General features: G+C 64.8%; 13 protein-coding genes. 11 read left to right on the top strand and 2 right to left on the bottom strand.

What is annotated here, in order from left to right; genetic code table 11:
- The 9 genes from M3461_13555 to M3461_13515 all read left to right on the top strand — a co-directional run.
- Positions 1-1122: uroporphyrinogen-III C-methyltransferase (locus tag M3461_13555; protein MDQ3775294.1), on the top strand; the 1122-nt coding region annotated here is incomplete at its 5' end.
- Positions 1119-2324 carry a heme biosynthesis protein HemY gene (locus tag M3461_13550; protein ID MDQ3775293.1) on the top strand — a complete coding sequence of 402 codons (1206 nt, stop codon included), beginning with the start codon at positions 1119-1121 and terminating at the stop codon, positions 2322-2324. The genes M3461_13555 and M3461_13550, both read left to right, overlap by 4 nt.
- A gap of 54 nt (positions 2325-2378) precedes the next feature.
- Positions 2379-3437: a stilbene synthase gene (locus tag M3461_13545; protein MDQ3775292.1), complete on the top strand. Its 1059-nt coding sequence runs from the start codon at positions 2379-2381 to the stop codon at positions 3435-3437.
- A gap of 314 nt (positions 3438-3751) precedes the next feature.
- Entirely contained in the window at positions 3752-4906 is a 1155-nt protein-coding gene (locus M3461_13540) for a hypothetical protein (protein ID MDQ3775291.1), read from the top strand.
- Between the two features lie 7 nt (positions 4907-4913).
- Complete coding sequence (locus M3461_13535) at positions 4914-5522, top strand: hypothetical protein (protein MDQ3775290.1); 609 nt, start codon at positions 4914-4916, stop codon at positions 5520-5522.
- Positions 5509-5934 (top strand): hypothetical protein, encoded by a 426-nt coding sequence (locus M3461_13530; GenBank protein MDQ3775289.1) that lies wholly within the window; start codon positions 5509-5511, stop codon positions 5932-5934. The genes M3461_13535 and M3461_13530 overlap by 14 nt, the downstream gene beginning before the upstream one ends.
- An 86-nt stretch (positions 5935-6020) precedes the next feature.
- On the top strand, positions 6021-6677 hold the full coding sequence (locus tag M3461_13525) for a hypothetical protein (protein MDQ3775288.1): 657 nt from the start codon (positions 6021-6023) through the stop codon (positions 6675-6677).
- 45 nt (positions 6678-6722) lie between these two features.
- Positions 6723-8006, top strand: a complete 1284-nt coding sequence (locus M3461_13520) for a hypothetical protein (GenBank protein MDQ3775287.1) — start codon at positions 6723-6725, stop codon at positions 8004-8006.
- Positions 8007-8020: 14 nt separating this feature from the next.
- A complete protein-coding gene (locus tag M3461_13515) occupies positions 8021-9865 on the top strand; it encodes an ATP-binding protein (protein ID MDQ3775286.1) in 1845 nt (614 codons plus the stop codon).
- A 199-nt stretch (positions 9866-10064) separates the two neighbouring features.
- On the opposite strand, the gene M3461_13510 is transcribed toward M3461_13515, so the two are convergent.
- Positions 10065-10220: a hypothetical protein gene (locus M3461_13510; protein MDQ3775285.1), complete on the bottom strand. Its 156-nt coding sequence runs from the start codon at positions 10218-10220 to the stop codon at positions 10065-10067.
- A gap of 355 nt (positions 10221-10575) precedes the next feature.
- Here M3461_13510 and M3461_13505 point away from each other — a divergent pair, with 355 nt between their 5' ends.
- Positions 10576-10848, top strand: coding sequence for a hypothetical protein (locus M3461_13505; protein MDQ3775284.1), 273 nt, complete (start codon positions 10576-10578; stop codon positions 10846-10848).
- Between the two features lie 10 nt (positions 10849-10858).
- A complete protein-coding gene (locus M3461_13500; GenBank protein MDQ3775283.1) occupies positions 10859-11110 on the top strand; it encodes a hypothetical protein in 252 nt (83 codons plus the stop codon).
- A gap of 136 nt (positions 11111-11246) precedes the next feature.
- On the opposite strand, the gene M3461_13495 is transcribed toward M3461_13500, so the two are convergent.
- On the bottom strand, positions 11247-11482 hold a 236-nt coding region (locus M3461_13495; protein ID MDQ3775282.1), incomplete at its 5' end, for a hypothetical protein.

The raw sequence follows: 11482 nt of genomic DNA, 5'->3' as shown, positions 1-11482 counted from the left end.
GAAGACCTGATCTTCGCCGAGGTCGCCTACCTCCTCGGGATCGCCCAGCAACGCCTGAGCTTCGAACGCGATGTCCCGACCGCCATCCGGGCCATGGAGGCGGCCGATCAGCGCCTCTTGAACCTCATCCGGCCGGACCTCGAAACGCTGCGGGCGGTGCTCATGGCGGACATCAATGACCTGCGCGCGGTCCCGGTGGTCGATACCATCGGTCCGGCCCTGTATCTCGCCGATGTCCTGAAGCGCATCGATTCCCTGCCCTTCCAGGGGGGCCTATCGCGCGCATCCGACAAGGACGGGGGCAAGCTCACGGAGGCGGTGCAAACGCCCCGTCCACCCGTCCAGTCCTTCGATGAGGCCGTCGAGCGCGTGTGGAACGATCTGATAGGGCTCGTATCCATCAAGCCGCTGGGGGCCGAGGACGCGCGCATCTTCGATCCCAACTTCCGTGAGCTCATCGAACAACAGATCGAACTCGAGATCAGCAACGCCCGCTTGGAGCTGTCGCGCCGCGACGGGGCGGCATTCAAGGCAACATTGGGGGTCCTGGCCGGGCTTTTCGAGCGCTACTACGATGGCGCGGATCCGGCCGTCGCGAGCATCCAAAAGCGGCTCGGGGAGATGCAGGCCCTGGAGCTGTCCCCGCCGATCCCCGATGTCGCCAGGTCCATCAAGGGACTGCGCGAATACGTACTGGCCAGGCACAAGCTCGGAACACCCGAGGCCCCGGCCCAGGACGACAACGCCGCCACACCCGATGCTACCGGAGCCGAGCCGGACCGAGGCGATCCCGCCGTCGAACCCGGCACCGCCGAACCGGCGCCGGTTCCCGGCGATCGCGCCGACGAGCCCGGCGCTCCGCGACCGGCTCCGGACGAGGACGACCGTAGCAACGCGCCCGACGCGAACCGACAGACGCCGGACCCACACGACGGCACCGCCCCGCCCGAGGAAGCCGGAACGGCCCCCGCACCTGCGATCGGCACGGCACAAGAGGCCCCGAACGAGGCGGCCCCCGGCACCGTCACCGCGCCGGAAGACACCCCGGCGGCCCCATCTTCACCCGCTCCCACCGGCACGCCGGCCGCGGACGACCCAAGGCCCCCCGACGCGGCGCCGTGAGACTGCGATTCCTGATCGTCTTCGCGATCCTGGCCGCGGTGCTCGCCGCCTGGCTCTTCGGTCGGGACCATGGCCTGGTGGCCATCGCCTATCAAGGCCGTCTGATCGAAATGAGCGTCAACGTCGCGCTGGTGGTGCTGGGCCTCACCGCGCTCCTCTGCTACGGCGCCGCACGTCTTGTTGCCCACCTCTGGTCCCTGCAGCGACGGCTGCATGGATGGGCCCACACGCAGAAAACCGGCAGGGCCCGGCAGGACCTGGTGGCCGGCGCCATCGCCCTGGCCGAGGGCCATTGGCGCCAGGCCGAAGTGGCCCTGTACCGCAGCGCCGAGATCAGTGAGGCGCCCTTCCTGCACTACCTCGCCGCGGCCCGCGCGGCCCAGGCCCAGCGCGCCCCCGAGCGACGCGATCACTACCTCGATCTGGCCCGCGAAACGACCCCGAGGGCGGATCTCGCCGTGGCCCTGACCTCCGCCGAGCTGCACCTGGAGCACGGCGAGATCGCAGAGGCGCGGGCCGTGCTGCAGCGCTTGCGCTCCCTGCACCCGGCCCACCCCGAGGTGTTGCGCGCCGCGCTGCGGTTCCACGTCGAACGGGGGGAATGGTCCGAGGTCCTGGCCCTTCTGCCCGCCCTCGGCAAGCGCAAGGCGCTGGCGGCCGAGGAGGTTTCGGCGCGTCAGGTCGAGGCCCATGCGGGTCTGCTCAGGGCGGCAGAGGACCCCGAGTCGCTGGAACGGGCCTGGGCGCAGGTCCCGACCCCGCTGCGCAAACGGCCGCCGGTGCTATACGCCTATGCCTCGCAGCTGGAACGCTACGGCGCCGCATCGCGGGTCGTACCTCTCATTCACAAGACCCTGAAGTCGGACTGGGACAGCGCGCTCTGCGCCTGTTACGGGACCATCGATGGCGGGGACACCGCCGCCCAGATTCGGGAGGCCGAGACCTGGCTCGCGGCGCACGGAGATGACCCGAGCCTTTTGCTCACGCTCGGGCGCCTCTGCTACAAGAGCGGTCTATGGGGGAAGGCCTGCTACTACTTCGAGGCCAGCATCGCGCGCCAGCCCTACCCCGAGGCCTATTGGCTGCTCGCGGAGACCCTGGACCACATCGGCGATCCGGAGCGCGCCGCCGAGAGCCGCCGCAAGGGGCTCGACCTGGCGACCCGTCTCCGCGAGGCGCAGGCACCCGCGGGGCGCCACTAGCCCGCATTTCTCACCCGGTGGGCAAGTCGACACAGGACGCGGACGGGATTCGCCGTGTTCCTTAGCGGGCTCGGGACGGCGGCGCCGCCGCAGCGCTACAGCCAGGCCCAGTGCTGGGAGGCGTTCCGGACCTGCGAGCATTACCGCCGCCTGGGCCGCCGGGCGCAGGTCCTGGTCGAGCAGGTGCTGTTGGGCGACAACGGGATCGCGGCGCGCCATCTGGTCCCGGCCGAGCTCCACGAACTCTTCGACATCAACCCCGACACGCTGCACCGGCGCTTCGCCGAGCATGCCCCGAGCCTCGCCACCGAAGCCGCTCTGCGTGCGCTCGACGATGCCGGCCTGACGGCGGGACAGGTGGATGCGGTGATCGCGAGCACCTGCACCGGCTACCTGTGTCCCGGCATCGCGAGCTATCTCATCGAGGGTCTGGACCTCTGCCCCGAGGTGCTGGCCTTCGACCTCGTGGGGCAAGGCTGCGCGGCGGCCCTCCCCAACTGGTCCATGGCCGAGGCCCTGCTATCGGCAGGGCGCGCCCGGCACGTGCTATCCGTGTGTGTCGAGGTCTCGAGCGCGGCGATGTACGTCGATGACGACCCGGGCGTGCTCATCAGCGGCTGTCTCTTCGGTGATGGTGCCGGCGCGGCGCTGCTTTCGGCGCGGCCTCCCGCCGGCCGGCGGCGCATCGCCTGGCAGAAAGGGGGTTCCCTGACCGATCCGGGCCGCCGCGAGCTCCTGCGCTTCGAGCAACGCGGCGGCATGCTGCGCAATATCCTGACCCGTCCGGTGCCGCAGCTCGCGGCCCGCTATGCGGCCGAGGTGCTCGGGCGGGTGCTGAAGGCGGAGGACGTCGCTCGCGAGGAGATCGGCGCCTGGATATGGCATGCCGGCGGGCGCGACGTCCTCTCCGCGCTGCAGGAGCGGCTGGGGCTCTCGGAGGAACAGCTAAAGTACAGCCGCGCGATGCTGGCCGAGTACGGCAATCTCAGCAGCGCCTTCGTGTACTTCGTCCTCGAAGCGGCGCTCCGGGACCCGGCCCCGGGCGGGCTCTGGTGGATGTCGTCCTTCGGCGCCGGCTTCAGTTGCCACGGCGCTTTGTTACGGGTGGATTGAGAGTTGTGCAAAGCAAAGCGAGTACAACCGAGGAACCGGATGCGGGAAAACTGCACGTCAGGGTCTATGCGGCGGGCTTCTGGTAACAGAGGCTCCTACCGTAAGAGCGGGGCCACGCGGGGTCCGCCGTCAAGCTCCCCTGGAGGAGTCAATTCGTGCTGATGAGACTGCCGATCTGAAAGTGCCCCGGGACCAGGATGCGAAGCAGGACGCGCGATAATAAAACTGTGAAAGCGGCGCTTTCCGAGCTTGAGGGGCTCCGAGCAAGGGGCCAACGTCCCGAGCCGGCCTGGTTTCATCCTTTCCCGGCGCGGATGCCGGTGTCTGTAGCCGAGCACCTCATCACGCAGACCACGACGTCTGAAGCCGTGATCCTCGACCCCATGGTCGGTTCTGGGACGAGCCTGATTGCCGCGAGGCGGCTCGGACGGCACGGTCTTGGTTTTGAGCGTGATCCGCTCGCCCTTCTCATCGCCCGGAGTGCGATCGCCGGCTTCGACTCGCGGAGGCTGGAAGAGCTGGGAGCACAGGTTCTCGATCATGCCCAAGGCGCAGTCCGCTCGGGAAGGAACCGTCTGTCTCAGATCCGAGCGCAGATGCTCCCGGAGGATCTTCGATTCATCGACTACTGGTTTCCTCCCAAGTCGCAGGAGCAGCTCTGTGCGCTCGCCGATGCCATTGAGGAGGAGGCGAGCGGGAAGGAGAAGGACTTCGCCCGGGTGGTTTTCTCTAGCTTGATCATTGCTAAGTCCGCCGGTGCCTCCTCGGCTCTCGACCTACCCCGCTCCCGACCCCACAAGCGGTCCGACAAGCCTGTGGTGCTTCCTCTCGACGCGTGGACCCGGAGGTTTCGGAACGCAGTGGCTCGACTTCCTTTCAAAGACTGCGAGCTGGCCACCGGCGCCTCAGTCCGACGTGGCGATGCCCGGGAACTTCCACTCGAGGATCTGAGGGCTGATCTCGTTCTCACTTCACCTCCCTACCTCAATGCCATCGATTACCTGCGGGCCCACAAGTTTTCGCTCGTCTGGATGGGATACAGTCTGGAGCAGCTGCGCGAGCTTCGCGGCACGATGATGGGCACTGAGCGGGGGCTTTGGAGCCTCGATGGGCTTCCGCTTGGCCTGGAGGAGCGCTTGGAAAGCGTTCTTGAGGAAGAGCGCGAGAGGGCTCAGCGACGGCGATACCTATCCGATCTGTCGAAGGTGCTGACTGAGATTGCACGTGTGCTGCGTCCTGGAGGCCTAGCGCTGCTCGCGCTCGGGCCAACGATCATTTCGTCGAAACGAACGGATGCGCCTGACATCGTTACCGCTCTTGGCGAGAGGGTGGGCCTCCGGGTCGTAGGTGGCGTCGCTCGGCACCTGAGGGCGGCGCATCGGTCGTTACCGCTCCCACGCGCTGCAGCCACGAACAGTCCACTCTCCCATCGCATGCGGCACGAGATAATTGTGGCGCTACGGAAGTAGCCCGTTCATGACCAGCGAGGACTGGTATCGTGAGATCCACGAGCGGCTACTTGCCGTCGATCCGGTAGCGCCGACAGAGCTCGCTGAGGCAGTGTGGAAGTCACTTGTCAAGCAACTGGAGAAAAGGCACCCGCGCTTGAGGGCGTCGGACTTCCTGTGGGATGCGGCCTCGGATGCCCTCATCAGCTACATCAAGCAGCCAACCCAGTTCGACCCTGCCAAGCGGGGGCTCTTTGGTTTCCTAGTCATGGCCGCGGAGGGCGATCTGCGGAATGCTCTCGCCAAGGCGGCTCGCAGGAAGCAGAGGGAAATATCTATCGAGGATGTCGAACTTTGCCATCGCTGGTCGGAAGAGAGATTGGAGGCACCGGGTTCGGACACCCCGCTCGAGGCCGAGAGAATGCGGCGCAGGATTGGGGAACTCTTCAAGGATCCGAGGGATAGGGAGGCCGTGGAGCTACTGATCGAAGGTGAGCGGTCGACAGAGGCTTTCGCGAAGGCATGGGGCCTCGAGCGTCTCCCGGCAAAGGAGCAGGCGAGCCAGGTAAAACGGCACAAGGATCGAATCAAGAAGATGCTCGCTCGACATGGAGAAGGTGGCTATGGCCGGAAGTAGTGATCCGGGCCTCCGGTGGTTCGCCCGCCGGGCCAGTGCTGATGCTTTCTTCTTGGGGAGGGCCTTGGCCGAGTACCAGGCCATGCACGGCCTCGACGACGGGACGCTGGCGGAGATGCTGCAGTGCACCCTCGAGGCACTTGCGCGGCTTGCTCTCTGCCGGCGTCCTGATGACCAGGCGGCCAAGTTTCGAGAGGAGGTCCAACGTATAGCCACGTTTACGTCGTGTAACGCCGAGCGGCTCGTGGAGCTCTTGCGGGAAGTCGCAGCCGTCGCCTCTCTTCGGGAAGAGGGGAGCGACGCCTCCTCGCAGGGTCTGCTGATGGCGGCGCGTGACCGAAGGAGTAGCGGCGAGCCCCTGGAAAAGACGGCGGCGGACAAGAAGCGGTCGAAGCGGGAGCCCAAGGAGTGACCGACCAGGAAGCGGCCCGGTGGGCACAAAGGTTTTGGCGCCTCGTAGGGCGAACGGAACCCTTTCCCCGGTCGCTCGAGTCGTCGGTGGCGTGGGCCCTTCCCCTCGCCATCGTCAAGCTTCCGCACCTAGGGTTGTACGAGCTTCGGAGCTGGCTCTCGAGGAAGGGCATCCTTCTGCACATGGAGGGGCCGGACCGCCCGCTGCGAGCGTGCCTCCTGGCGAGAGGCGGGCGCGGGTTGGTTGTCCTCGAAGGCAGCGACCCGGAGGGCGAGCGCCGAGTCTCCTTGGCGCATGAGGCTTCGCACTTCCTTGTGGATTATGTGCACCCGCGCCAGAAGGCTCTTGAAGCGCTGGGCGAGGCAGGCCGGGAGGTGCTGGATGGTTTGCGGCTCCCTACCCTGGAGGAGCGGCTGACGGGGCTACTGCGCGGTGTGGAGGTCGGCGTCTATACCCATTTGATGGAGCGCTCGGCGCTAGGAGAAGTGAACCACCTGGACGTCCTCGCTGCGGAGGACCGCGCGGATCGCATCGCCCTGGAGCTGTTGGCTCCGCGGCAGACTGTGCTGGAGCGGCTCGAGGCGAAGAGGATTCGGCGTGAGCATTCGGCGGCGACAGCGGCGACGGAGATCCTGGTGGAAGATTTTGGGTTGCCGCTGGCAATAGCGCAGGAGTATGGGCGGTCTCTGGTCTTGAGCCGCCGGTCGACGCGAGGCTTTCGGGAGTGGCTGGGCGCGACATGAGGGTTGATGTCGAACTTCCGGCACTTGGCGGGAAGAGTTAGGTGGATGGACGCGGAAGACCTCAAGACGCATAAGCCAGTGTCGGAAGTTGAGTCGGACTCTACGCTGGAGACGCACTCTGGCGAGGGCTCCGAGCCGCTCGCACCCGACCTGCCTCCGCTGACGGCGGACGAGTATAAGGTCGCGCACGGCGAGGCCCTCTCCGAAACCCTCGACCTCAGCACGTGGCGACCGGGCGCGGACCTTGGCGAGATGTATGCGCGGCTTGAGCGCGAGGTCGCCGAAGCGGTCCAGAAAGAAGGCCAATACGAGCAGCAGATCCGGGAGAGGATCTTCCCGCTTCTTCGCACGCGTGAGGGTGCCCCCCCGTGCGCGGGTGTTTACCGGGTCACGATCGATCGGCTGGAGGAAGTTCACCGGAAGGTTCTCTTCAACGGCGCTGTGGAGGCCTGCGACGGCACTGTGGCCTCTCACGACACGCTTCCGGTCACGATCACGCAGATCGGGGTGTGTCTGGTCTCGTATCGTGGCAACCAGGGCTCTTGGGTGCACCGCATTTTCCGGCGGGACCTTCGAACGTCCTCCAGAAGGAACCTGATCGACGAGACGATGGAGCTGCTCGAGCGCCGTCGAAAGCGCAGTGCCGTGGATCAGCAGAGCCCACATGACCGTCTCGCCGACCTCGCCCGGCGCGGGATCATGGCGTATGCCGAACGCGCGGTGCTTCTCGAGCGATCCGACTCCATCTGGCGCATGGGCCACGGCAACCCCACCCCTTATGAACTGGTCACTGGCTCGGGCATGCCTGAGCTCCTGCGAGCCAGTCTGGTGCTCATGAAGAGGCTGGTGATCGAGCACAAGCGGTTTGTCTTCATTCCCAGTAGCACGACGGCGCGCGAAATGCTGACGATCGGCAACGCGCTACAGCCTTTGGAATACGCGATCGTGGACAGCAACGAGGACTTTCTCGCCCGGATTGCTGAGGGCCACTACCGTGGCGAAGCCTGGGGCGGGCTGAAGCCTGCTGTCGATAGCTTCGTGGAAGAGTGCGGACCGAAGGTCGTCGTCGGCATGTACAGAGCCTCGAAACTGTCGCCCGCGCAGATGTTCTACGCGCATGTGGACCATGCGCACGAGGCAGCCCTGATCGCCATCGCCGACAGCGTGCTCCAGGAACATCGTGGTTTCCCCATGCTGATCGACCTGGCCGACGGTGTCTGCAGGGCCAGCTTCGGGGCGACCACCTTCGCGGTTTCAACGCAGCTCGCCTATGCGCAGGCTGGCGAGCCTTTCCGCTATCTTGGCGAGCGCCGAACCCGGCGCCGATAGGGAGGATCGGACTCATGAACGACAAGGGCACTGAGCTCGCAGCATTGGGTGCCAGCGTCGCCGCGACGCCGGAGGAGGCCTTTCAGTCTCTCGATACCGCCGCCGAGCAGGCCGGTGGAGCCTGGGTAGAGCCAGCGGGTTACGAGGGCAGTATCGGCCGGACGATGTTCGACACCCCGGTGAGCAAGGACGGCACGGTGACGGTCCTGCTGCCACGGGACAACATCGGTCAGCTTCCGAGCCAGGCGCTAGTCCGCATCGAGAGCCGAGCGGACGGGCGTACGTATCTGGGGGCGATCGTAGAGGGCCCCTTTGCTGAGCCAGACGGTTTGCGCGCCGATGCGACGCCCATCGTCGTCACGACCATCAAGGGCGGGCTGCTCATGCCGCCCTACCACGGTCGCGCGCAGGTCGAGGTGATGGGCGAGCGGCTCAAGGAAGGGGCTGTCGTGCCGCCCCGGCGGCGACCGAAGCCCAACAGTCCCGTCTTCAGCCTGGGTCCCGAGGAGACGGTGGAGGTGCTGCGGCTACGGGGTAATCTGAGGCTTGGGCTGGCTGAAGGCTTCGAGGACCTGGCCGTCTCCGTGCCAGCGGACAGCAAGACCGTCTTCCCTCGTCACCTCGGCATCCTGGGCACGACCGGCGGCGGCAAGTCCACGACGGTGTCTGGCCTCGTCGCCAAGGCGCAGGAGCAGGGAATGGCCATCGTCCTGATCGATACCGAGGGGGAGTACTCCGCTATCCACGAGCCGACCGAGGATCCGGTCATGCTTCAGGCGCTCGATCGGCGGGGACTCAAGGGCGGGGGTGTCGAGGACACGCACATCTACCATCTCGTAGGGAGGGAAGCGGCGAATCCCGAGCACCCGCTACTCTATCCCTTCTCGCTTCGCTTCAGCGAGCTCTCCCCGTATGCGGTGCAGGAGATCCTCGAGCTGACCGAGCCGCAGAGCGAGCGTTTCTTCAAAGCCTACGACGTGACCAAGCTGGCTCTGGAGAAGATGGGGGTGTGGCCGAGAAACGACGACGAGCGCCGCATGCTGATGGAACTGGATGAGCTGGAGACGGGCTATCCCGAGATGACTCTCGCGCATCTTTACGACGTCGTCCGGGATATCGAGGCCGTCGTAGACAAGAAGGCCTCCGAGCCCTATCTTGAGGCCTCCGCCTTCCGAACGAACCGGCAGATTCTTCGACAGATCATCGGTGCCGCGGACCTTCCGAAGAACGTCATCAGCTGGCGGGCCCTCTTAGGCAAGCTGGCAAAAATCAAGCGTCTAAAGATCTTCGACTCTCCGTCGGCCCCGTCTCTCAACTACGCGATGATGCTCCAACCCGGCCGGGTTTCGATCCTCGACCTGAGCGACACCGACTCGCCGCAGATCAACAACCTCGTGATCGCGGAGCTTCTCCGGGGTGTCCAGGAGCAGCAGGAGGAGAACTATAAGGCGGCTGTGGCCCAGGACAGGCAGCCCACCCCGACTCTCATCATGATCGAAGAAGCGCATGAGTTCCTGTCGGCGCAAAGGATCCAGAAGATGCAGGTCCTCTTCCAGCAGGTGGCTCGGATCGCGCGTCGTGGGCGGAAGCGCTGGCTGGGACTGGTCTTTATCACGCAGCTGCCGCAGCACCTGCCGGACGAAGTCATGGGTCTGATCAATAACTGGATCATTCATAAGGTGGGCGACGCCGGCGTGGTGAACCGCCTGAAGCGGTCGATCGGCGGAATCAACGAGGGGCTCTGGCAGCGTCTTTCCTCCCTAGCACCTGGCCAAGCCATCGTGTCCTTCACGACCTTCGCGCGGCCGCTCCAGGCCAGCATCGATCCGACGCCGTGCAGGCTGCTCATGGTCGAATGACGGAGGCATTGGGGCACCTCCTCGATTCAGGCGCCCACAGTATGAACAAACTGTTACCCATGTCCCTGGACTAAACTGTTACCCATGTCCCTGGACTAAACTGTTACCTATGTGTCTGGACCGTACCTGCCAAGGTGAATCGAGCAGAGACCTTCGACGAGTACTTCAAGCTTGCTGGCTACGTCCAGGCATATGACGGCTATTTCGTCACGATCAAGGCGTGGGGAGTAACCGTGAGCGCGGCCGCGATCGGTACCGGTTTTTCTGCTGCCGTCGCCGCGTCGCGTACTTCGCAAGTCGCGGTCTTTTGCATCGCGGCGCTTCTCTCGGCCACCTTTTGGATCACCGAGGTCATGGTCAAGCTGCTCCAGCTAGCGCACGTCTATCGGTTTGGTGGAACTCGAGCGTGCGCTGGCGAGCCGAGGCGAGATCGGCGGGCCGGCATATCTCACGAGCTTTTCGGAGGCACAACGCTTGGACAGCCTGACGCGGAGGTGGCGAAAGGTTTCTCCTCTTCCCTCATGTCGCGTTCCCTCACGCGGTATTTCTGCTCTTCAGCGCGGCCTTGGCGATCTTAGGAGCCGTCGATGTCATCTAACCCGCCGGCTATATACCCGGCGTGCAGCGGACGCGCCGATCAGCGTCGTCCCGCTTGGCACATGTCTTGCCGGCGCGCCGCTGACGCCGATTGATAGACCTCGCGAAGCACCGTGACTCTCGATCCCACCGTCGCAAATGCATTCATCGCCGGCTACAAGGGGCTTCTCCTCGAGATCGGCCTTCGCGGCCGAGCTCCAAAGACCGGCAATGTCCTGTCCGTTCTGGCCGCGGCCAGGCGTCAGTTGACCGAAAAGCCTGGTCTACTCGACAAGGCATTGGTCAAGCTAAGGGCGCGGTCGGAGGGAGTGGACGAAGAAATAGTCCGTGCTGTACGAACACTTCGCGTCAACCACTGGGTGTTTCTTCGCGACACCAAGACCTAATTCAATCTTTGTGCATCCGTCGGAAGAAACCGCGTTCGGCGTGCTCGGCCTCACCCAGCCGGTTCGGGACATCGCTGGCGCGTCGGGTGTCGCCATCGAGACAGGCATCGTTCGGTTTACCGGAAAGTTCGTCTGTGACGGCCTCGTCACTCGTATCGTTCATCTCGGCCCCAACTATCGTAAGAGCTACGGTCGTGCGTACAGTGCGGCAAAGGCCGAAGGGCGCTTCTATGTGTGCGACGAGGACCTAACCGCCGCATGAACCGGACCCGTGCAAAGCGCGAGCATAGCGTGAGGTCTTGCAATAGCACATCTCTTGTTTGCGGATATCGGAGAGGCCGGTTCGAGTAGTCAGAGCCGGTGGGCAGCTTGACCTTGCGCTTTATATGTAGCACACTCTAAATCTGGTGAGGATCGCCTGTGGGCCGGCCAAGCGGGCCAAGACCTTGAAGGATCGGGTCATCGAACTTCGCCGACGGGACGCTGGAAAAGGGGACGGATTTATTATTTCCCTCCTCAGGAAAATCTGTGGGTGAACTTTGGTTCCGGTAGAGCGCCAAGTGCATGATACAAAGCGACTTCCAGCCCATGATAGGTCCGAAAACCGTAAGCCTTTCTGGTAGTGAGTTTGGCC

Source organism: Pseudomonadota bacterium (assembly GCA_030860485.1).
Lineage (GTDB): Bacteria > Pseudomonadota > Gammaproteobacteria > JACCXJ01 > JACCXJ01 > JACCXJ01.
This window is presented reverse-complemented; position numbering and strand designations above follow the sequence as displayed.

Excerpts from the sequence above, each read along its gene's own strand:
- M3461_13540 (MDQ3775291.1), top strand. The coding sequence starts at position 3,752 with ATGCCGGTGTCTGTAGCCGAGCACCTCATCACGCAGACCACGACGTCT.
- M3461_13535 (MDQ3775290.1), top strand. The coding sequence starts at position 4,914 with ATGACCAGCGAGGACTGGTATCGTGAGATCCACGAGCGGCTACTTGCC.
- M3461_13530 (MDQ3775289.1), top strand. The coding sequence starts at position 5,509 with ATGGCCGGAAGTAGTGATCCGGGCCTCCGGTGGTTCGCCCGCCGGGCC.
- M3461_13520 (MDQ3775287.1), top strand. The coding sequence starts at position 6,723 with ATGGACGCGGAAGACCTCAAGACGCATAAGCCAGTGTCGGAAGTTGAG.
- M3461_13515 (MDQ3775286.1), top strand. The coding sequence starts at position 8,021 with ATGAACGACAAGGGCACTGAGCTCGCAGCATTGGGTGCCAGCGTCGCC.
- M3461_13510 (MDQ3775285.1), bottom strand. The coding sequence starts at position 10,220 with ATGACCTCGGTGATCCAAAAGGTGGCCGAGAGAAGCGCCGCGATGCAA.